The organism is Domibacillus iocasae, assembly GCF_001750285.1.
In the GTDB taxonomy this organism is placed as follows: domain Bacteria; phylum Bacillota; class Bacilli; order Bacillales; family Domibacillaceae; genus Domibacillus; species Domibacillus iocasae.
Map to the genome: position 1 here is coordinate 434264 of NZ_MAMP01000024.1, position 22840 is coordinate 457103.

Annotated in this window: 20 protein-coding genes; 4 read left to right on the plus strand and 16 right to left on the minus strand. The window is 44.1% G+C overall.

The genetic code is table 11. The features are described 5' to 3' along the window. Window positions 1-16 precede the first annotated feature (16 nt). Window positions 17-949 (minus strand): beta-ketoacyl-ACP synthase III, encoded by a 933-nt coding sequence (locus BA724_RS16265; protein ID WP_069939712.1) that lies wholly within the window; start codon window positions 947-949, stop codon window positions 17-19. Between the two features lie 136 nt (window positions 950-1085). Then, window positions 1086-1268 (minus strand): YjzD family protein, encoded by a 183-nt coding sequence (locus BA724_RS16270; protein WP_069939713.1) that lies wholly within the window; start codon window positions 1266-1268, stop codon window positions 1086-1088. A gap of 158 nt (window positions 1269-1426) precedes the next feature. Here BA724_RS16270 and BA724_RS16275 point away from each other — a divergent pair, with 158 nt between their 5' ends. Then, entirely contained in the window at window positions 1427-1609 is a 183-nt protein-coding gene (locus BA724_RS16275; RefSeq protein WP_069939714.1) for a ComZ family protein, read from the plus strand. Window positions 1610-1671: 62 nt separating this feature from the next. On the opposite strand, the gene clpB is transcribed toward BA724_RS16275, so the two are convergent. Continuing rightward, window positions 1672-4269 carry an ATP-dependent chaperone ClpB gene (gene clpB, locus BA724_RS16280; RefSeq protein ID WP_069939715.1) on the minus strand — a complete coding sequence of 866 codons (2598 nt, stop codon included), beginning with the start codon at window positions 4267-4269 and terminating at the stop codon, window positions 1672-1674. Window positions 4270-4405: 136 nt separating this feature from the next. On the opposite strand from clpB, the gene BA724_RS16285 reads away from it, so the two are divergent. Next, window positions 4406-5221 (plus strand): undecaprenyl-diphosphate phosphatase, encoded by an 816-nt coding sequence (locus tag BA724_RS16285; RefSeq protein ID WP_069939716.1) that lies wholly within the window; start codon window positions 4406-4408, stop codon window positions 5219-5221. Window positions 5222-5491: 270 nt separating this feature from the next. On the opposite strand, the gene BA724_RS16290 is transcribed toward BA724_RS16285, so the two are convergent. Continuing rightward, the gene (locus BA724_RS16290) at window positions 5492-5800 is read right to left on the minus strand and encodes a metal-sulfur cluster assembly factor (RefSeq protein ID WP_046179888.1); all 309 of its coding nucleotides are present in this window, start codon (window positions 5798-5800) and stop codon (window positions 5492-5494) included. A 143-nt stretch (window positions 5801-5943) separates the two neighbouring features. Here BA724_RS16290 and BA724_RS16295 point away from each other — a divergent pair, with 143 nt between their 5' ends. Further along, a complete protein-coding gene (locus BA724_RS16295; protein WP_069939717.1) occupies window positions 5944-6762 on the plus strand; it encodes a Cof-type HAD-IIB family hydrolase in 819 nt (272 codons plus the stop codon). A gap of 39 nt (window positions 6763-6801) precedes the next feature. Here the strand turns inward: BA724_RS16295 and BA724_RS16300 are convergent, their stop codons facing one another. From BA724_RS16300 to BA724_RS16335, 9 genes are all read right to left on the minus strand, one after another. Next, window positions 6802-8304, minus strand: coding sequence for an alpha-amylase family glycosyl hydrolase (locus BA724_RS16300; protein WP_069939718.1), 1503 nt, complete (start codon window positions 8302-8304; stop codon window positions 6802-6804). Window positions 8305-8545: 241 nt separating this feature from the next. After that, window positions 8546-8692: a hypothetical protein gene (locus tag BA724_RS18695; RefSeq protein WP_169818568.1), complete on the minus strand. Its 147-nt coding sequence runs from the start codon at window positions 8690-8692 to the stop codon at window positions 8546-8548. Between the two features lie 80 nt (window positions 8693-8772). Continuing rightward, window positions 8773-9120, minus strand: coding sequence for a YisL family protein (locus tag BA724_RS16305; RefSeq protein ID WP_069939719.1), 348 nt, complete (start codon window positions 9118-9120; stop codon window positions 8773-8775). 38 nt (window positions 9121-9158) lie between these two features. Beyond that, window positions 9159-10019: a fumarylacetoacetate hydrolase family protein gene (locus BA724_RS16310; RefSeq protein ID WP_069939815.1), complete on the minus strand. Its 861-nt coding sequence runs from the start codon at window positions 10017-10019 to the stop codon at window positions 9159-9161. A gap of 4 nt (window positions 10020-10023) precedes the next feature. After that, complete coding sequence (locus BA724_RS16315; protein WP_069939720.1) at window positions 10024-11193, minus strand: DUF418 domain-containing protein; 1170 nt, start codon at window positions 11191-11193, stop codon at window positions 10024-10026. Between the two features lie 58 nt (window positions 11194-11251). Beyond that, entirely contained in the window at window positions 11252-14923 is a 3672-nt protein-coding gene (gene addA, locus BA724_RS16320) for a helicase-exonuclease AddAB subunit AddA (protein ID WP_069939721.1), read from the minus strand. Then, on the minus strand, window positions 14910-18380 hold the full coding sequence (gene addB, locus BA724_RS16325; protein WP_069939722.1) for a helicase-exonuclease AddAB subunit AddB: 3471 nt from the start codon (window positions 18378-18380) through the stop codon (window positions 14910-14912). The genes addA and addB overlap by 14 nt, the downstream gene beginning before the upstream one ends. 92 nt (window positions 18381-18472) lie before the next feature. Next, complete coding sequence (locus BA724_RS16330; protein WP_069939723.1) at window positions 18473-19042, minus strand: TVP38/TMEM64 family protein; 570 nt, start codon at window positions 19040-19042, stop codon at window positions 18473-18475. Window positions 19043-19078: 36 nt separating this feature from the next. Continuing rightward, window positions 19079-19645 (minus strand): competence protein ComK, encoded by a 567-nt coding sequence (locus tag BA724_RS16335; protein WP_069939724.1) that lies wholly within the window; start codon window positions 19643-19645, stop codon window positions 19079-19081. A 171-nt stretch (window positions 19646-19816) separates the two neighbouring features. On the opposite strand from BA724_RS16335, the gene BA724_RS16340 reads away from it, so the two are divergent. Next, window positions 19817-20050 carry an IDEAL domain-containing protein gene (locus tag BA724_RS16340; RefSeq protein ID WP_069939725.1) on the plus strand — a complete coding sequence of 78 codons (234 nt, stop codon included), beginning with the start codon at window positions 19817-19819 and terminating at the stop codon, window positions 20048-20050. 110 nt (window positions 20051-20160) lie between these two features. On the opposite strand, the gene BA724_RS16345 is transcribed toward BA724_RS16340, so the two are convergent. The 3 genes from BA724_RS16345 to BA724_RS16355 form a co-directional block, all read right to left on the minus strand. Beyond that, a complete protein-coding gene (locus tag BA724_RS16345) occupies window positions 20161-20466 on the minus strand; it encodes an AzlD domain-containing protein (RefSeq protein ID WP_069939726.1) in 306 nt (101 codons plus the stop codon). Continuing rightward, entirely contained in the window at window positions 20463-21176 is a 714-nt protein-coding gene (locus BA724_RS16350) for an AzlC family ABC transporter permease (RefSeq protein ID WP_069939727.1), read from the minus strand. The genes BA724_RS16345 and BA724_RS16350 overlap by 4 nt, the downstream gene beginning before the upstream one ends. Window positions 21177-21281: 105 nt before the next feature. Then, a complete protein-coding gene (locus tag BA724_RS16355; RefSeq protein WP_069939728.1) occupies window positions 21282-22832 on the minus strand; it encodes a fatty acid--CoA ligase family protein in 1551 nt (516 codons plus the stop codon). Window positions 22833-22840 lie beyond the last annotated feature (8 nt).

The following is a 22840-nucleotide window of genomic DNA, read 5'->3' on the forward strand; positions in this document are numbered from 1 at the left end:
CTTTGTTAGTTTCCGTTTAGCGTCCCCACTTCATTGCAATGGCACCCCATGTTAATCCGCCGCCAAAACCGACCATCACAATGACATCATCATCTTTTATGTTTCCTTTTTCAATTTCTTCGACCATTGTAATCGGAATCGACGCTGATGATGTGTTACCGAACCGATCAATCGTCACCGACATTTTTTCAAGAGGGAGGCCAAGACGCTCTCTTGCTGACTCCATAATGCGGATATTTGCCTGATGCGGCATTAAAAAGTCAACATCCTCTTTCGTCAATCCTGCTTTTTCAAGAACGCTGATTGAGGATTCTCCCATTTGGCGAACCGCAAATTTAAAAACTTCACGGCCGTTCATTTTTACATATTTATCTGCATACAAATGTTTGACACCGCGTCCATCTGCACCGAGTTCAAACGATAAAATGCCTCGTCCGTCAGATACCGGTCCGAGTATAGCTGCCCCCGCCCCGTCTCCGAAAAGGACAGCGGTATTCCGGTCCTCCCAATCAATGAGTGTGGACAACTTTTCTGCCCCAATAACCAGTACGTGTTTATAAGCGCCTGTTTCTACAAATTGTTTTCCCGTAATGATCCCATACATAAACCCGGCACATGCCGCACTAATGTCCATTGCAGCTGCATTTATTGCACCAATTTCATGCTGGATTTCACATGATACAGAAGGAAATTGGTGATCTGGCGTGACAGTTGCCGTTATAATTAAATCAATCTCTTCAGGTTTAATACCTGCATTTTTAATCGCTTTTTCCGCCGCCCTTACAGCCATGTGCACGGTTCCTATGCTGTCTTCAGCAATGCGTCGCTCTTTGATGCCTGTGCGGGTACGAATCCATTCGTCTGATGTATCCATCTTTTTTTCTAAATCAGCATTTGTGATAACTTGATCTGGCATATACCGTCCCATTCCCCATATTCCAGCGTTCAAAAAAACGCACCTTCTTTCGCACACTTTTGTAATATCAATTATTATGACTTGGTACTAATTTTACTGAAAAATTATCCAAAATGCAATGTTTAAATAGGAAAAAGCGAATTCCACCAATTGGGAACCCGCTTTCATTTTAATGCTTTTCAATCGGATCATTCGGGATTAACGCAGTTAATATGAACAACAAAATCGTTGCAGCAATTGAAATCAAAACGCCTGTTTCAGCGTGAAATGCCGCTCCGTTCATTGAAGACACAACGTATACAACCATTTCAGACAAAATAAGTGTCCAGACAAACGTCATAAGATATTGCACAAGGAACCCTCCTTTAGTCGTTTTTATGTACTCTGACCATAATATTAGCATATTATCAACGCACCGGCATAAAAAAGTTTTGCTTTTTCTTGACGATTTTTGCTGATACATTAAAATAGAGATAAAAATCAGCTGCAACTGAAAAGGAGATTTTTATAATGGAAAAAAATATGGAGTTTATGCAAATTGCGATGAAATATTTGCCGGAAGCGCAAGAAAAAATGAAAGAAGCCGGTATTGAGTTCTCACCGGCAATGGCGGAACCTTTTTTCGGCTTGTTTATGAACGTCATGCAAGAGGCGTACGATCTTGGCAAAAAAGAAGCTTTATTGGACGAATAAGAAAAAAAGGCGCTCCCTTTGAAGGATGCGCCATTTTTTATGTCCGTTTAGCGGATTTATGTTCATTCACTCGAGACTTTCTTCACAACTAACTCCTCATTTTTCACATCGATCACTGCTTCCGATCCAGGTAAAATATCGCCGGCGATAATCGCACGGGCAGCCTGCGTTTCAATTTGCCGCTGAATAAACCGTTTAAGCGGCCGGGCGCCAAAGACCGGATCGTACCCTTCTTCCGCAATTTTTTCCTTTGCCGCACCGGTCACATGAAGGGTTACGCCACGGTCAAGCAGACGATGTGCCAGTCCTTCTAATACTTTTCCCGCAATCCCTTTTAAATTTTCACGTGTCAGCGGCTTAAAGAGGACAATGTCATCGACACGGTTTAAAAATTCCGGACGGAAATGACCTCGAAGCTGTGCCATTACGTTATTTTTTGCATCTTCTGGAATTTCTCCTTCTCCCCCCGCTTCCAGCAAGTAAGAAGATCCGATGTTAGACGTCATAATGACTACCGTGTTTTTGCAGTCGATCATCCGTCCTTGTGAATCGGTAATGCGGCCGTCATCCAGCATTTGAAGCAAAATATTAAATACATCAGGATGGGCTTTTTCCACTTCATCAAGTAGCACGACCGAATATGGACGACGCCGGATCGCTTCTGTCAGCTGGCCGCCTTCTTCGTATCCTACATATCCTGGAGGCGCGCCGACAAGGCGTGAAACTGAATGCTTTTCCATGTATTCTGACATATCAAGGCGGATCATTTGCTCTTCGCTGTCAAACAGCACGTCAGCGAGCGTTTTCGCAAGCTCCGTTTTTCCAACCCCGGTCGGACCAAGGAACAAGAACGAGCCAATTGGCCGGTTTGGATCTTTAATGCCAGCACGCGCGCGAAGGACCGCATCACTGACGAGGGACACCGCTTCATCTTGGCCAATCACCCGCTCATGAAGAATTTCTTCTAGCCGGAGCAGTTTTTCGCGCTCTCCTTCCACAAGCTTGGTCACTGGAATACCGGTCCAGCGGGCGACAATGGAAGCAATTTCTTCTTCCGTCACTTCTTCGCGAAGCAAACGGTCGTCTCTATCAGCAGAAGCCGCTGTCTCAAGCTCTGAAAGCTCTTTTTCAACCGCTGGAATTTGCCCGTGGCGCAGTTCAGCCGCCCGGTTTAAATCGTAGCGGCTTTCCGCGTCTTCCAGCTCGCGGCGCAGACGGTCCAGCTCTTCCCTCTTGTCTTTCACCTTCATAATAGCGTCTTTTTCACTCATCCACTGCGCTTTCATTGCATCAGCCTGCTCTTTTAAATCCGCCAGCTCTTTTTGAATTTGTTCAAGACGCGCCGCACTTTCACGGTCTTTTTCTTTCCGTAGGGCTGCTTCTTCAATTTCCAGCTGCATGACCCGGCGCATCACTGCATCCAGTTCCGACGGCATTGAGTCAATTTCTGTCCGGATCATGGCACAGGCTTCGTCGACAAGATCAATCGCTTTATCCGGCAAAAACCGGTCCGTAATGTACCGGTTGGAAAGGGTCGCAGCCGCCACCAGGGCCCGGTCATGAATGTTCACGCCGTGATGAATTTCAAATCTTTCTTTTAATCCACGCAAAATCGAAATCGCATCTTCAATTGTTGGTTCTGATACGAGCACCGGCTGAAAACGGCGTTCTAAAGCTGGGTCTTTTTCAATGTACTGGCGGTGTTCATCAAGCGTTGTGGCCCCGATACAGTGCAGTTCGCCCCGCGCAAGCATCGGCTTCAGCATATTGCCGGCGTCCATCGACCCTTCTGTTTTGCCGGCACCGACAATCGTGTGAATTTCATCGATAAACAATAAGATGCGTCCGTCACTTTTTTTCACTTCGTTTAAGACCGCTTTAAGCCGTTCTTCAAACTCGCCGCGGAATTTCGCGCCGGCGATGAGCGAGCTCATATCAAGCGAAAAAATCGTTTTATCTTTTAACCCGTCCGGTACGTCTTTACGGACAATCCGCCAGGCCAGCCCTTCAACAATCGCTGTTTTTCCTGTGCCCGGCTCACCGATCAGCACCGGGTTATTTTTTGTTTTTCGTGACAAAATACGAATAACATGACGAATTTCATCATCACGTCCAATCACTGGATCAATTTTGCCCGCCCGTACTTCTTCTACTAAATCACGTCCGTATTTCGCCAGCGCTTCATATCCCGATTCCGGATTTTGTGTTGTCACTTTTTCATTCCCCCTTATGTCTTGAATCGCAGTCAAAATTGCTTTTTCTGTCACATTTTCTTTTTTCATCAATTCGGTTATTTTTGTACCCGCAGAAAAGATAGAAGCGGCCATATGCTCAACAGATAAAAAGGCGTCTTTCCACTCCTTCTGCACGTCCGCCGCTTTTTGAAACCATGTGTTTAACCCCCCCGACAAATAAGCGCCGTATTGGGCATTGCCGGACACAGCCGGCTTAGATTGAATTTCCTGCTGTGCGAACTTGAGCAATACGGCTTTTGAAAGTCCCCCTCGTTCAAAAATACGGCCAAACAGTCCATCTTCTTTTGAAACAAGCGATGTCATCATGTGTACGGTATCCACATCCGAATGGTTTCGTTCTACCGCACTTTGCTGGGCGGCTGCAAGTGCTTCCTGCATCGTATACGTCATTTTTTCCATATTCATTGACAAGAACCTCCTTGACCTTTTTTGACCTTTTGTTTCATTTTAAAAGATTCCTTTTTTTTACGCAAAGGAAACGGCGTGAAAAATTCTTTTTAACTTGGTAAACTAGCAGAAGCATGAAAAATGGAGGATGAGAATGGAAGACTTTTTTTTATGGCTGAAATATTTATTTTTAGGTTTGTTTCAAGGCTTAACCGAGCCAATTCCGGTTTCTTCGAGCGGCCACCTGCAGCTTGCCCAGTATTTTTTCGGCATGGAAATTGAAGGGCTGACATTTGAACTGCTCGTCAATACGGCCTCGCTTTTTGCCGTGCTGATCGTTTACCGCAAGGACATTATGCGGCTCATATCAAACGGATTACACTATGTAAAGCACCGTAATCCTGCTGACCGTTCGGAGTTTATGTTTATCGTCTATATCATTATTGCGACGATTCCGGCCGGTGTCATTGGCCTTTTGTTTAACGACTATATTTCCGAAAAATTATCCAGTGTTAAAACCGTAGCAATAACGCTTATTATTACCGGAATTGCCCTTTTTTTAATCCGGAATTTGTGCGGGCGCAAAAATGATGGCGACATGAAACTGCGTGACGCAGTCATTATCGGTCTTGCTCAGGCTGTTGCGCTTATTCCTGGCATCAGCAGGTCTGGCGCAACCATCGTGGCAGCGATGGGACTTGGAATGAAGCAGGAAACTGCACTGCGTTTTTCGTTTTTGCTCTTTATTCCAATCAGCTTTGGAGGCATGATTTTAAGCATCAGTGACTTGTTGAATGATCCGATGCTCAGTGAGCTCGCAGTTCCATATTTGCTCGCATTTATCGGATCATTCGTCATGTCCTACTTTTCATTAAAATGGTTTATGCATATTATGGCAAAAGGAAACTTAATTTATTTCGCCTTGTATTGCTTTATTGTCGGCCCTGTTGTTTTGTTCCTGACGTGGTAAAAGGTGAAGGAAGCGGAGCTAGATTATCCTTTGCGATATTGACTATTTAAAAAGAGAAATTAATTGTGAAAACTGCCCCATTGATATTTGTCAAATAGATTAAAAAAAGAAGGTTCCGCCGGGGAACCTTCTTTTTTTATCCATGTCCAGCTCCAGGCGGCCACCCACTCGGTCATAAGCCGTCACAGCTGATGACAATGAGCGCTACCCTGCTGGTCCGTCTTACGCCTGCCGGTCCTGAACGGCCGCCGCGCTCTTAGCCCTTGACCCTTATTGAATACCGAGGGCGATTTTTGCATAGCGTGACATCATATCACGTGACCAAACCGGTGTCCAGACGATATTTGTTTCCACTTCTGTTACTTCCGGGATGCCGGATAATGCTGCTTTTACCTGGTCGACAATAACGCCTGCAAGCGGGCAGCCCATTGATGTTAATGTCATGGTTATTGTCGTTTTACCGGCTTCATCCATATCTACGTCATACACGAGCCCAAGATTGACGATGTCGATGCCAAGTTCGGGATCGACGACCTGTTCAAGCGCGCCCATGATATTTTCTTTTAAATCCTGATCCATTTCAAACACTCCTTCCTTGAATGCGTATAACCCTATCATAACAGACATCGATTGAAATGATGAGTGAAAAGCCTGCTCCTTTACAAACAATGTCCATCCCCTCTACACTAAAAGAAGAACTGGCAAAGGAGTGATTGGGCCGTATGGAAAAACATTTAATTGTGTTAGACCTCGATGGTACGTTATTAACCGACGAAAAAACCATTTCTCCCCGTACAAAAAATACAATTCAAAAAGCGATGGAACATGGGCATGAGGTGATGATTGCAACAGGCCGCCCGTTTCGATCAAGCTCCTTTTATTATGCTGAGCTTGGCTTAAAAACACCCATCGTTAATTTTAACGGTGCTTTTGTTCATCACCCCGGCAATCAAAAATGGGGATTGTTTCACGAACCGATGGAATTGAAAACAGCAGTTGATATTGTGGAAGCATGCCATGATTTTGATTTCCACAATATTATTGCCGAAGTGCTTGATAGTGTTTATTTTCACTATCACGATGAAAAGCTGATTGATGTGTTTAACATGGGCAGTCCGCTCGTCACAACCGGCGATTTGCGTAAAAAACTCACCGACCATCCAACGAGTATGCTTATTCACGCAACAGAGGAGCAAGTGCCGGATATTCGGCGGCATTTAAGCGATGTGCACGCGGAAGTCATTGACCACCGGCGCTGGGCCGCTCCTTGGCATGTGATCGAAATTGTCAAAAGCGGCTTGAGCAAAGCCGTTGGATTAAAACGAGTGTCTGACTGGATCGGTATTCCGCCTGAACGGATCATTGCGTTTGGTGATGAGGACAATGATCTTGAAATGATTGAGTATGCCGGTACCGGCGTCGCTATGGGCAACGGTATCGAAGCATTAAAGTCGATCGCCAACGAAACAACGCTGTCGAACGAAGAAGACGGCATTGCTCTTTTTTTAGAAGAGCGCCTGTCGCTTAAAACTTTTGTTTAAAAGAACAGCCTCACCGCTTTGTATGCGGTGAGGCTTGTTTTATGATGATTTTGCCGCTTTTTTGCCGCGTTTCCAAACAAGATAAAGAAATATCACAAAAACAATCCACACAGCCAACATTGCTGCGATAAACGCGTAATTTACGCCTGTTTTCTCGGCCAATGCGTAAATTTCGGCTTCTTCCCGGTCTAAAATGATTGTAAAGCTGCCATCCGCCGCTCTAGACATATCTCCGTTCAATAGTCCCCGCAATTCTTTTTCTTCATCCAGCTCAGCTGCCGAAATCGTAATGTTCTGTGTTTCTCCTGTGTTATTGATGGCTACTACAATCGTTTCATCTTCATATTGCCGTTTAAAAACCGACATGCCGTCCTCTTCGTAAAGCGGCTCATATGAACCGCGCCGCAGCGCCGGAAGGTCCTGCCGAAGCACGGCAATTTGCTTAATATAATCGACAAGCTCCTGGTCAGTCCGGAAATTCATCAGTCCGTGTGAATCAGGACCAGATTCTCCATTTTGCGCAATTTCTGATCCATACAAAATGGCTGGCGTTCCCGGAGCTGTATACATATATGTCAGCGCCATTCTCCAGCGCGCTCCCGGAAACATATTTTCACTTGCCATATCAAGCGTAAATCGGTCTGCTAAAGCAGAGTCGGCTTTATGAACAGCAGCAAGCGGATCGCTTAATACATTCTGTTCTTCTAAAAGAAGCTCTTTTACTTCCTCAGACGAGCGGTCTACTGTTGCAAATTGCTCACGAATCGGCTCCTGCAGCCATGAAGAGGTGACAGCATCCAGCCCGGCTTCTTCATAAGCGGCCGCTTCCTGCATAGAGGCTCCTGACATTTCCCCGATCAAATGCAGCTCTGGAAGTGATTCGTTGAATTTCGTCCAAAATCTCGGTTCAGCCGCTGAGGCGCCGCTGAAAAAATAGCCGTCGATACCTGTTTCATCCGCCAGCTTTACCGCAGCTTCGACAAGTGCCGACTGGACATCCGGATTGGCGGTATTTAAAAGAGCCATTTCTCCAAGCCAAGCCGGCTCCTGAGCAATCGACGCTTCCGTAAACCAATCCACTTTTTGGGCATCATCGAGCCACACATGCTCCGTGCTTACACGCGTTGCCGGAAACTCAACAATGACGCGAATGTTTTTCTCATGCGCACTGGCCACAAGCGCCGCCAGCTCCTGCCCGCTGCCAAATTGTGAATTCATTTTGCTGTAGTTCGTTATACTATAGCCGTGATACGCGCCTGCTTCATTTTCAAAAACAGGCGAGATGACGATTGACGTCATACCAAGCTCCTGTAAATACTCAAGCTCGTCTTGAATACCTTTAAAATCGCCGCCTTGGTAGGCAGACGGGTCGTTATTGTCTGTCTGTTCATCATTCGAGCGATCGCCGTTCATAAACCGGTCGGTCATTAAAAAATACATCGTTTCATCATGCCAGTCTTCCTCTTTTTCCTCTGCGGCTGCCGCATTTGCAGAAAAAAGAAGAAGCGGGACCATGACGAGCGAAAATAGTCGTCTTTTCACTGCCTGTTTCCCCCTGCGCTAAAGTGTTCAACCTCCATTTAGAGTACGCTTTTTCCTACATGGCGTCAATTGCAGCAGGTATTGTTCAAGAAACCGACACGGTTTAACCACTGCGCATTACAAAATAAATGCTTTTTTACAAGAACAATCATGATACAAAAAATAGAAACGCGGTCAGATTAAACGCACTATTCAGTATGTATATAAAACTAACCGCCTCTCCTTTTTCAGGAAATGGCGGTTAGTTTGAGTACGGGTCTTCTTTTCTTTCAAGCTGCTGTGCTTCGTCTTTTGTTTCTCTATCAGCCGGCCGTAAATAAATAGAAACGGCTCGGACCGTGACAATAAATAAAATAAAAATCATGCCCCATAAAATGATCGGAAACATGAACAAGCCTCCTTTTTATGTATTATAGCAAAAAAGCTGCGTGTATTTTCCTCACGCAGCTTTTTTACAAAATCCAAATTTTAAGCAATCCCTGGAAGCGCAAAGCCAAGAATAATCGTGATAAGCAGCACGACAAGCGCACCTGCAAAAACACCGCCATTGCTTTTATTCTTTTTCTTCCGGACAAGCGTCATTTCCATTAATCCGATCGCGATGATCCCCGCCAGCATTTTTATTCCATAGAGCATTGGATTTAAACTGTCAAATGTAACAAACAGCATAAAGCCGGTAATTAAAATCAAGACATAAAATAAGCGAAGCCCCATATGAACACCGGTTGATGGCTTTTTCAGCGCAATGAAAAACAAAATAAGCGCGACGACCCATGTTGTAATATGTACGTGTGTTGATGATGTTAAAAAGTCCACAAATTTTCCTCCTTTTTTTCCTTCTTCATTTTACCACATTATACCTCGACCGTATTTGACAAAGTCCCGACACCTTCAATGGTAATCTCAACGATATCACCAGGCTGAAGCGTTGCTTTTGGTTTCATTGCAAATCCTACACCAGCCGGCGTGCCGGTTGCAATAATATCACCCGGTTCAAGCGTCATTCCTTTTGACAGAACGTGAATAATTTCATCGATCGGAAAAATAAACTGCGACGTATTTGATTTCTGCCGCATTTCGCCATTCACTTTTGTTTCAATCGATAGCTGGTGCGGATCTTTTATTTCGTCTTTCGAGACAATCCACGGACCCATTGGACATGTTCCATCCAAGCTTTTACCGATAAAAAATTGCTTATGACGGCTTTGCAGGTCACGTGCCGTTACATCGTTCAGCACAGTATAACCGAAAACGTAATCAATCGCATCTGCGCGGGAAATTTCTTTTCCTTTTTTTCCGATAATGACGGCGAGTTCTCCTTCATAATCAAGCGCATCTGTTAATGATTTGTAAGATGGAATCGGTGCATGATGTGCGCTGACGGCCGTTGGGGCTTTCGTAAAAATCATCGGGTGCGCTGGAACGCTCGTTTCCCCGCCCATTTCAATCGCATGATCACGGTAGTTTTTTCCAACACACATCACATTTTTCAATGGACGTGGAATGGGTGACAGCCACTCAATTGTTGTTTCATCTACACGAGGCAGCTGTTCAACATTATGTAAAACGGTATCTAAAAATCGCTTTTCTTCAATGGCGGCAACAAGCGTAGGAGGTGCATATTCCTCATCTGAAACGACAGCCACTGCGTGGTCTTCCGTTAAATAAATACCATACTTTTCTTTTCCTTCATGTTTAAAACTCATCCACTTCATTTCTTCATCCCCTTTTTCCATATGTAAAAAACCGCCAAACAGCTTCCATCGGTCCCCGTTTAAATCGATTCAGCCATAATCCTGAGATGATTACTTGTATAGCAAAAATCGTCACACAAAGCAAAATACCGGTTGTCAATGTAATTTGCCCGTAAAAGCCGAGACCGTAAGCGTAGAACAGGAGCGAGCCAAGCACAGACTGCATTAAGTAATTCGTCAATGACATTTTACCAGCTTCTGCAAAAGGTGAAAGCAGATTTGCCGCGCGATTAAATGTGCATAAATACACAATAAGCGCGGCATATGAAGCCGCGAGCACAGGTCCCCCAATGGCGTCTTGAATGTACATATAAGCCATGTGGCTAGGGTCTAGTATATGTGGAATACCCTTCAGCAAAAGCCCCGCTGTAAAAAGAATGAAGAACAGATGTAACGTTTTCTTCGGATTGGCTGCCCACTTTCCAAGTGTCTGCTGTTTATATGCTCCTGCGCCGATTAGCAAAAACGGAAAAATTGTTATAAGCTGAAACAAAAAAGCGCCATCCATCATGTTATTGTTCATCCAGTCGCTTATTCGCTGCAAGGTCACTTCTGCATACGAGCCGCTTCCGTATGCCGCAATCGACTGGGAAACGGAAGTGATGTCTGTCCAAAAGAACGAATTGTATGGATCTGACAGTGCTGCTAAGACAAGCAGCAGGCTGAATATAAAAGCCGGCACAAATAAAAAGACGAGGCCTAAGATCAAAAGAATCCGGCCGGAAAAGCGCAAAAAGAAAAGGATCAAAAACCCGCTCACCGCATAATTAAATAAAATGTCGCCCGGCCAAATAAAAAACGCGTGCAGAAGGCCAAGAACAAGCAAAAAGGAAAAACGGCGAATGCCTGTCCATAGAAAGGTGCCCGTCCTTTTGACCGCCTTCTCATGCTGCATGGCCGCGCCGAACCCAAACATAGCTGCAAACAAAGGATAAAAGCTTGCCTGCACGAACACATCAATCCATGAAAAGGCAATTAAGTCCTGCGATGTTTTCCACCATTCATATGGGTTGTAATAAAAATAAGGAGAATGAAATGACAGCATATTCACAAGGAAAATACCAAAAAGAGACAATCCCCTCAGTACATCAATGGACACAATTCTTGCCGATTCATTCTGTTGTACATGCTGCAATAAAACACTTCCCTTCTTAATTATGACTGCCTATTCATCATAACAGAAAGTGGATTGATTACACATATTCTACAACATGAGCCCCATCTAAAAAGAAAACAAATTTCCTTTCGACCGGGCGTTTCAAAATCCGCTCAACTGCTTTTGCGTAAAGAGAAATCTGCACTTCATATCGCTTTGCCAAAATCGGCTTTGCTTCATCAAAACCACCGGCAAATCGGTCGGTAATACTATCCGTTTTATAATCAAGCAAGTAAAGCTGTCCTTTGTATTCAAATAAGCAGTCAATAACTCCTTGAATAAGAACAACCTCATCCGATTCGCCCATTCCTGCTTCCCGTGCCGTCATGCCCATATTAAATGGCAGTTCACGCTGAACTTGATCGGCATCGAGCAGCATGCGACCTGGTTCGGTAGCAAAAAAAGCGGCCACTTCTCCTGCATTTACTGCTTCCGTCTGCTCAATCGTCAGCAGTTCTTTTTCAATAAGGTTCTCAAGAAGCCGTTCTACTGCCACCTCAGATGGAGGCCTGCTCAAGTCAATATGCTGCATAACAGTGTGGACTGCTGTTCCAACTTCGGCAGGTGAAAGCTGCTTTTCCTGCACAAAACGTGGACGCCGGAAGATCGGACGCCGATACGAACGAGCCGTTTCATTTGCCGCCCCTTCACTGTAAATGTCGTTTGATCTTTTCAAATCTGAGACTGATTGTTTCGAGCGAAGGCGAACGGCTTCTGAAAAACCGTATTGCCACGTCATTTGTTTTTCGATTTCTTTTTTCGCGTCAGAGTGTTCATGATACGGCTGGCGCTGTTTGATCACGTCCAGCCAAGATTCTTCCTGCTCTTTTTGCTCTATTTCTGTGACCAGCAGGCTGTCTGCTTCTACTGCCGAAAATTGAAAGCGCGACGGATGATCTAAAAAGTGAGCATGACTGCCATTTAAATCGATATGGCGCATAAGCGCAGGACCAATCCAATCAACGTATGATGAAGCAGATGCCCGGACTGCGTCTTTAAGCAGATTTGCCGGATGGTCTGCTGCAAGCGTCCAGCTGTTCATTTTTTTCTCTAGTTTTTTCATAGAGGCTGTTATAATCAGCTTTTCTTTTGCCCGAGTCATCGCCACATACAAAACACGCATTTCTTCTGCCAGAAGTTCCAGCTTTTTTTTCCGCTGGAAAGCAAGCTGAATGAGCGACGGCCAGGCAATCCGTTTTTCCGGATTCATATATTTCACTGCGATCCCGTAGTCTTTGTCAAAAAGTACCCGCCCGTTTAAGTCCATCATATTAAACTTGCGTCCGGCAGCAGCCGTAAACACAATCGGAAATTCGAGACCTTTGCTCGCATGGATTGTCATGATGCGGACAACATCTTCTTGTTCTGATAATGCCCGGGCTGTGCCAAGGTCATCGCCCCGCTCCCGCATCCGTTCAATAAATCGCAAAAACCGAAATAAACCGCGAAAGGATGTTTCTTCATACTGCCGTGCCCGATCATAAAGGGCACGCAAATTCGCCTGGCGCTGTTTTCCGCCCGGCATCCCGCCCGCAAATGCGTAAAATTGCGTATCGCGGTACAGCACCCAAATAAGGTCAGACAAAGCGCCGCTGCGGCCGATTGAGCGCCACCTTTCCAATTGCTCCATAAATGGACTCACTTTTTCTTTTAATGACGCATCGCTACCTGTATCTTCCATAAACGCAAGCAATGCTTCAAAATAGCTTCCTTTTTTGGATGCAAGTCGAATCGTTGCCATTTCATCTTCTGTACAGCGGACAATTGGTGAACGAAGCACAGCCGCAAGCGGGATATCCTGAAATGGATTATCGATCACATGAAGCAGTGACAGCATCACCGAAATTTCTGTCGCCTGAAAATAACCGCCGGATGTATTGGCGTACACAGGAATGCCAGCATGCTTAAATTCTTCCATCATCTCCGGCACCCATGTAAGGGAACGCATTAAGATAACAATGTCCCGGTATTGAACCGGCCGTTCTGAATTCGTTTTTGAATCATAAACCAAGTGGCCTGACTGGATCAGCTCTTTAATTTTCGAGGCGATCAAGCGCGATTCAAGCTGAGATTGTTCCGCATCCTCACGGTCCATTTCATCCCCGTCTGGATCTTCCGGGCCGTTGCTATTAATAACGGCCACTTCAATCGGGTATTCCGCCTCGGGATAGGATGCTCCCGGAACGAGCGCTTCCGCTTCCCCGTATTCAATTTCTCCGACTTCTGTCCCCATAATTTGCTGAAATACATAATTCGTGCCGTCCAGCACTTCTCCTCGGCTTCGAAAATTCCGGGACAAGCCAATCTTCAGCCCCGCCCCAATACCATCTTCGTTAAAGCGATTATATTTACCGAGAAAAAGACCCGGTTCTGCCAGACGAAAACGGTAAATGGACTGCTTCACATCGCCCACCATAAATAAATTACCTGATTGTTCATCGTCTTTCGAGACAAGTCTCACAATGGTCTCCTGCACCATATTAACATCCTGATACTCGTCCACCAGCACTTCTTTAAAGCGGTTTTTGTATGCTTTTGCTGCTTTGGATGGCTGTCCATTTTCGATTAAAATGGCTAACGTGTAATGTTCTAAGTCGCTAAAGTCTGTGATGCCTTTTTCCCGCTTTACATCTGCATAACGCACTGAAAACATGTGAACGAGCTGTGACAAACGTTCTACAACTGGCTTCATTTCATTTAAATCATTCAGCCAGTTTTCCGGCTTTCGTGAAAAAAAAGTATCTTTTAACTCAATAATCATTTTTTTCGCCTGGTCCCTGACATTTTTAGATCGTTCTTTCAGCCCTTCATCGTACTCATCGCCTTTACACATTTTCAGCGTTGGAAATTTCACAAGTTGAAAAGCGTTGTACCATTCTTCCCACGTTTCACATTGGATGAGTGTTTTCACCATTGCATGATCAATTGTGAAATTTTCTGCCCGCGGCGTGGGACCTCCAGGCAATTCAGTCATCATTAAGCCTTCCTCCAGCAGGGAAAGGGCACTCTCAAGCTGAAAGCGGATATCCTTTTTCAATGAATGAATAAAAGGAAGATCATCAATTGTCTCTGTCGCTTCATACAAAGAAGATAGCTTCTTTAGCCAATGATCTGGATCAGGGTGCGACCTTGAAAAGTCAAATAAGCGAATAACTGATTTTTGAAGCTCCACATCGCTTCGATCGCCGGAGAACGTATCAACTAATTGGAAAAAAGAATCATTGTCCGGTTTCGCATATTCTTCTTCGAGCAAGTCTTCAAGCACTTCATCCCGAATTAACGCTGCTTCTGTATCATCAGCAATCCGAAACCCTGGATCAATATCAATCATGTAATAGTATTTTCGGATGACTTCTAAACAAAACGAATGCAGCGTGGAAATGGATGCTTTATTTAATAAGCGAAGCTGACGGCGAAGACGGCTGGAAGACGGATTTTTCTCAATTTCACGTTCAAGCGCCTCACTGATTCGCTGCCGCATTTCTGCCGCTGCTGCATTGGTAAAAGTGACAACAAGAAGCTCGTCCACATCGACTGGCGATTCATCGCGGATCATTTTTTGAATAATCCGCTCGACTAAAACAGCGGTTTTTCCGGAACCTGCCGCTGCAGCAACAAGAATGTCGCTGCCTTCTGCATAAATGGCTTTCCATTGATCATCTGTCCATCGCGCGTTCTCGGGCTTGGTAGGAATGTTATAGCTGTTCATCGTCTTCCTCCTTCATCATTTCGATAATTTCTTCATTTTTTCTCGGACGGATGATTCGGTACTGATTTTCTTCAAGTGTGTCGTCAAATTGGCACACTTGCCGATACGAACAAAATGTACATGGCTTTTTTTTATTGTAACGATACGGTGTAATATCTACACGGCCTGAAACGATCTCGTTGCCCGCTTTTTCATACAAGCTGCGCACATGACCCCTCATTGCTTTAAACTCCTCATCATCCGCCGTTTTTGAACGTGCGGATAATGTGCCATCTTTTTTAAATCCTGCTGGAATAATGAGCGAGTCTCCTGTATCGAGCTGTTCATCCATTAAATGAATCGCTTCGTCTTCTCCAAGTACAATTCCTTTCATCCGGAAGCTTTTCAACAGTTCTTTTTCAATTTCATCAATGGTCATAAATTTTTTTGTATTCAAATAAGGGTTATGAACATGAAAATATAAAACACCGCCTGGGCGCGCTTCAGTACCAGTTAAAAGTGGCGCGTTCGTGACAACGATATCAAGATATGTCAGCATTTGCATCGCAAAGCCATAGTAAATCTCTGTCATGTCCACATCCCGGCTGCCTGACTTATAGTCGATCACCCGCAAATATGTGTCTTCTTTTCCTTCTGCCCGGTCGACCCGGTCAATGCGGCCTGCCAGCGACATACGCGCCCCGTTTTTCAGCTCGAAAACGAGCGGTGGCAATTCCGAACGCGGGCCGAAAGCGAGTTCAATGCCAAGCGGAGAAAAACCGCTCACCCTCGCTTGGTCACTAAGTACCGTTGACGCACGTGCAATAATTTGTTCTAATTTTTTCTGAATATATAGGTGTCGATGCGAGCTCATTAAAATTCGATTTTGCAGCTTCGGTGCCAGCTCCTGCACGGCTGTTTTGGCAAAAGACTGGCATTGTTCCGATGTCAGCTCTGGCCATTTCAGCCCTCTTTTTTCTACTTCTTCCGCAATCCACTTCAGCGCTCCGTGGAACAATTCCCCAATATCCGGCGCTTCAAGGCGATAAACAAGCCGGTCGCGGAGCTTTAAACCGTGACGGGCAAAATGGCTAAACTGGCAGGAATAAAATGTCTCCATTCTTGATACACTTGCAATCATATCGGTTCCATATAAATCGAGACTTGTCTCATCTTTTAGTGACTCCGTTTTGTTTTCATATGATAAGCTGTCGAGAACAAATCCCGCTTTTTTTCTGTTGCTTTCTATATAAACATTGTATACATCCCACCAGAATGAATAAATGGGATATCCTCGTTTTTTCATCTGAAGCTGAGATGTCAAATACGATAACGTTGGTTCCGGATGGCAAATGTAAGAGAGCTGTTCCTTTGCTGGCAGATCAGCGGGATCATTGGCAATAATAACCTCTTCTATCTGCTGAAACCATTCATGTATTCTTTTTATATATGGGGATGGCTGCAATGATTTTCCTTCTGCATCGGCAATCGGCCATGAAACGTAAAGGCGATTTGATGGAACTGTGAACGCCCGGTAAGCAATCAACTCTTCATCAAGCAGCTTTGTTTTGCTGCCAGGTGCAACGTGCATCCCAGAAGAAAGAAGGGCTTCCCTTTCTTCATCATCTAAAATTCCACCTTCCATTTGCCGGGAAGGAAAAACGCCATCATTCATACCAACGATAAAGGCGGTATGAATGTCGGCAAGCCTTGATTTTTCCGGATTGCCAATAATAACCTGATCAGCCGCCGGTGGCACGATCGAAAATTCCAGCGCTTCAAGTCCGGCATCTAAAACCGCGGCGAATTTTTTCGCGTCCATTTCTTCATCACCGGCCACTTCCGCGAATTCATCAAGCATGCCGATCACCGCGTCCCATGCCTGATTGTGCTGGGCTGCTTCTGTCAGTTCTCCGCGATCTTCCGCTTCCATTGAAAGCTTCTCCATTTTCTCCGGAATATTGAGTTCTTCAATAAATTGATACAGCGCACGGCAGCATTCCATTGCATTTCTTGCCCGTTTCAGCCGCTTTTCCAATCTAAAAAGCGGTGCGGCAATAAATTCTTTCATTTCGTTTAATTGATCTTCAAATAAACGCTCTTCATCTGTTTGGGCAACAGCGGTAAATTCCAATCCCATATAACGACGGTACGTCCAACGCTCACCATTCGTCCAACGCTCACCGTAAATGCCATGAGCGAGCACGTAATTTTCAAGCAAATCCATACTGCGCCGAATTTGTTCACGCGGCTGATCGAATGAAAAAAGCAAATCTGTTTTTATCGCACGGAAAATGGCTTCATAACGCCATTTTCCGCCAATGACTTCGAGCGACGAACGAATAAGTTCAACGAGTGGATGATTGAGCATTGGCCGTTTTTGATCGATAAAAAACGGAATGCTGTAATCATCAAAAACGGTTTCAATGATCGAACGATATTCTTCGCCATTCCGTACAAGCAGTGCAATTTGTTTATATCGCAGTTCTTCAGTACGGGATAGGCGGCGGATTTCACGCGCTGCCGCTTCGATTTCAGCACGCCTGCCTGCCGCCTGCCAAAGAGATGTTCCTTCACTGTTTGCGGAATGTTTCGCCGGACGTTTGTCAAATTGCCTTTCAAGGTGAATAAGCGAAGCCGCTTCCTGGCGCTTATGACCGTGCATAGCAAGATCTTTTTTTATATTAACCTCTTCTGCATTTGCCAGTTCATATAGGTCATGATAAGAACGGCCCGGCATACGGAACAGATGTGTATCAACTGGATCTTCATCCCGAAACGGGCGATCTGTTGTTAAAGCGATGGTTACCTCGTTTGCAGTTTTCATCAGCACACGAATAACTTCATATTCTTGTGGTGTGAAACTGTGAAATCCATCAATATAAATATCCGCTTCTTGTATGTAGGAAGAATTTGCAGCCATTTCCGCTAAAAGCCTCATATAATCTTCCGAGTCTGTATATTTTCCAGCTAAAGCTTGTTCATAGGAAGAATAGATCGTTTGCAGATCACTTATTTTGTCTGCAAGTGCAGCAGGAACGTTCTTTCGGTGCTCCGCCATTTCATCCGGCGAAATTAAGTACTGGCGAAATTCAGTCAGCATTTGTTCAACTGTGCTGACAAACCCTGTTTTATCAGCCGCTTTTGAGAAAACAGCCATCTCATTACGATGTTCTTCGATAATTTTCCGAATTAAAATATTGCGGCCAGCTGGTGTAATATGCTGCCTGCTCATGCCGCCTTCTTCCTGTAAAACACGCCATGCAAGCCGCGTAAAGCTATACACCTGCGCCCGAATAATACCGCCGATCTCCTGGTCAGAGGCGAGGCGGTATTCAGACAGGAACGACATCTGCTCTGGCACAATATAGATGATTGGTTTTCCGTTTGGCAGCCGGCGAAGACGCTCTTTAATCTCATTGACGATATGCTCTGTTTTTCCTGAACCAGAACGTCCAATAATAAATTGCAATGCCATCCCGATTCCCCCTTTTTCTTTATTATTACTATACCAAAGATCATACGTTCGGTCAAAATTCAAAAAATAAAAAACCAGAACATAACGGTTTTTTATTTTTGAAGACGCTTTTCCAACTGCTTGCCTGCTACCCATAAAAGTGCCATAACCGCTATAATAACGGCAGTCCTGCCCGGCTGATGAATGAGCGCAAAAACGTCATGACCAACATAGCTGATCGTAAAAATCATCACCGTTTTACCTGCCATGACGGCAAATAAATACTGAACAACGCTAATGTGTGACAAGCCTGCGACTACATTTACAATAGCAGAAGGCGTAAATGGGAAGCACAGCAGCAAAAACACTGGCGCAAAGCCATGACGATCGATCCAATTCATCATTTGACTTACTTGTTTATTTCTCTGCAAAAATGTTAAAATGCGCTGCTGTCCAAACTTCCTAATAAGTAAAAAAACAATAAAAGAACCGGTTACGGCTCCTCCCCAAGAAATAAGGAAGCCAAGCCAAAGTCCGAAGGCATTTACATTGGCAAGCACAAAAGCAAACAGAGGCAAAAAAGGCAGAAATGCTTCGAGAAGCGGCAGTAAAAAACCCGGAAGCGGTCCAAATGATTCATATTGCTGAATCCACTCCATAATTTGATCTATTGAAAAATTCATTTACTTGTTCCCTTTCATTATCAATCCTGTACATGCTCATTCCCTATTTTGCGGATAAAAAAACGAAATAACGTTTTCTTTCACTCCAACAACATATTGGGCGCGAGCCACTTTTTCCGTTCGGATAGAGGGCGTCTCTGCATTGCCCCGCTCATAAAGTTCTTTTGTCATCATAATCTGATTATGAACGGCAAGAGGCGATACAGGAATGACAATCCACTGCCCATCCATAAATGTAATTTTCGTTTGTTTTTTATCGACCTTTTCCAAATATTTTAAATGAGAAAGTGTAATCCATACACAATCAGGTTTTAAATGAGAAATCGTCGGGAATAGATAAGTACCTTTCAAATGATCAACATTAATGGGAACTTTCCGATTGATGCCAAGCACTTTAGCAGAAGCTTCTCTTCTTCCATCATAAGTTGAAAGGTGCCGGATACAGCTATGCCGAATAATTTTCAACGGTGTTTTTTTTATCATGACCGGTTCACTGTTTTTTTCGTACACTTTCGTATACTCTCCGTAACGAACCGGCTCTAAAAAAAGTGTGTTTTCATTGATCACGTATTCGTTGATTGCATTACCCGGCTGCTTGTTCATTTGTTTGATTCACCCGTTTCTATTTATTTATTCGCACTTCTTCATGTTACCATTTTGCAGTAAAATTGTCCCATTTGCCACATGAAATAATTTTCAAAAAATTTTAAACTTTCTGTTGATTAGTTTCTTAAAATCCCATATAATAAAAAAAAGGTATCCGAGGTGATTAAAATGGAAAACAATAATTATTTTGCCGAGATGATGAAGTCCCCGATGCCCCGTGAAAAAGAGAAAACAGTAATTAGTGAATTTATCGACAGCTTCCTAAGCGATATTTTATACAAAAAAGAAAAAGCCGCATTAATGGAAAAAATCGATCGCTCTCTTGATCAAGGTGACCGTTCTGCATTTATTGCTTTGTCTGATGAATTAAACCGCTTGGAGAAAACATATCAAGCATCTTGATTAACTCCTTCATGCTGATACCACAAGCGATGAAAACCCCATTAACTTAACCAAAAAAAAGCCCCGTATCTTGTTGATACGGGTGCTTTTTGAGCGCGTAAACACCCTCTCTATAAAAAAAGCGACAATACAGTTAAAATACCAATCGATCCAAGAACCGTTATGATAATATTAGCCCCTGTAAAAGCAATAAGAAAAGCCGCAGCTGCTCCGATTAGGGCAAATGAGGGATCTTCATGAAATGTTAAAATACTTGGAAAAATGAGTGCACCGAGCGTCGCATAGGGAACATTTTGCAAAATACTCTGCCAAAAAGAAGGCAGCTCTTTTCCTTTCAATAGCACAAATGGAAGCATGCGCGGAATATACGTGACGACAGTCATTCCTAAAACAATAGCTGTCATTGTCATGCTCATTCTATCCCCCCCTTTTCCCTTGCCCGGCCTGCCATTTCAACACTGATAGAAGCAATAAGTGTTGAAATAATAATAGCCCACCCGCTTGAGAGCGCACCTGAATAGGTAAAAATACAATTTAATATAGCTGCAGTTGCGGCAAGAAGAACTGCTTTTAAGCTTGTTTTAAGCGACGGAACAAGCAATCCGATAAACATTGCATATAAAGCAATTCCCATGCTTTCCTGCACAACAGGCGGCATCGCGTTTCCCGCTACATAACCAAGCCCTGAACCAAGTACCCAGCTTGAGTAAGAAATAAGGATAAGACCGGCCATAAAAGAAGAATGGATCGAGCCGCTTTTCATCGCGGCAACCGAAAAGGTTTCATCGGTAACCCCAAACGAATACGCTGCTTTTTTCCATATTGGTTCTTCTTCTGTTTTTTCACTTAGGGCAGCCGACATAAGAAAATGGCGGATGTTTAAAATGAACGTTGTCAGCACAATTTCAAAAATCCCTGTTCCGATTGTAATGAGACTGAGCGCAATATATTGTGCCGCTCCGGCGAATACAAAAATACTTAATGACATCGTTTCAATAAATGTCAATCCAGCACTTTTTGCCAGCAAGCCATAGGTTATAGCTGCCGGTACATATCCAATCGCAATACCTGTTCCAGCAGCAAGGCCATCTTTAAACTCACTTTGTGCAGCAGCAGTTGTTTCCATCTTATTTCCTCCGTTTTTAATTTCCCACAAATTATAATACTCTTTTGTCTATACATAAACAATATAAAAAAGCGCGCTTGCCTTTTGGGCACGCGCAGCTTTTTGTTACTTTTTTACAATTTGATCTTTTAATGATCTTCTTAAAATTTTTCCAGTTGTGTTTTTCGGCAGCTCCAGCAAAAACTCAACTGATCTTGGCACTTTGTATGAAACGAGCCGCTCCCTGCAATAATTCAGCACCTCCTCTTCCGTAAGTGAATTCCCTTTCTGAACAACAAAAGCGAGAACGGCTTCCCCATAATCCGGATCAGGAGCGCCAAGTACAGCAGCTTCAACAATGTCATCATGCTCATATAACACTTCTTCCACTTCACGCGGATATACATTATAGCCGCCTACGATAACCAAATCTTTTTTCCGATCTACAATATACAAGTAGCCTTCATCGTCCTGTCTGGCTAAATCGCCTGTGTACAGCCATCCATCACGAATGGCGGCCCCTGTTTCTTCCGGCATTTTGTAGTAACCCTTCATTACATTCGGCCCTCTTACGATTAATTCTCCAACCTGGCCCGGTATCACTTCTTCTCCTAGTTCGTTGACGATCTTGTTTTCTACATTTGAAATAGAACAGCCAATCGAACCCGCCTTACGCGGCCGGTCCAGCGGATTAAAAGCAGTAACTGGACTTGCTTCTGACAAGCCATATCCTTCAGAAATTTGAACATTAAATTTCTTTTCAAACTGTTCTAAAAGAGAAACCGGCATTGAAGCGCCTCCTGAAATACAAAGCCGAATCGATGAAAAATCAGCCGGATTGGAGTCCGGAAATTGAAATAAAAAGTTATACATTGTTGGCACACCGGCAAAAATAGTTGCTTTTTTTTCTATCGCAGCTTTGAACACTTCTTTCGGGCTAAATGCAGGCAAAATGATCATTTCGGCCCCACTGACAATTGGGGCATTTAAGACAACAGTTAAACAAAATACATGAAACATCGGCAGGACTGTTATGACTGTATCCTTCTCTGTAATCGATAAATAGTCGGCAACATCCCGCGCATTTGAATAAATGTTTTTATGAGTAAGCATCGCGCCTTTTGGCTGGCCTGTTGTGCCTGACGTATATAATATAACCGCTGTGTCTTCTTCATGTATGTCAGGACACTGTAAAATATCCCTATTTGCTATTAATTCAGAAAACGCTTTCAATTTAGAGTAAATAGTAAATGAGGATGCTGTGGTTCCAGCCGCACGTTCATCTCCTGATTCGCATACGATGTAATGCTCAACTGACGGCAGGCTTTCATGCATGTTTTCTGTAGCCGGAAGTAGTAAATCCAGCATGACAACAGCTTTTACGTCGCCATTTTGCAAAATATAGCTAATTTCATTTAGTGTATAAACAGGGTTTACTGGAATAACAGTGACGCCCGCCCGCATCGCCCCGTATAACGCAATGATAAAATGCGGCGAATTACCAAGCAGTAAAGCGATGTGATCGCCTTTTTGAAGACCAAGCGATTGCAGTCCTGCGGCAAATCGCGTGACTGTTTCGTTTAGCTCGCCATATGTAGCGGACGTGTTCAGAAACGTATAAGCCGTTTTGCCTGCATGAGCTGAAGCGGTTTGTTCAAGTGCCAGTGATGCATTCATCCTTCCAT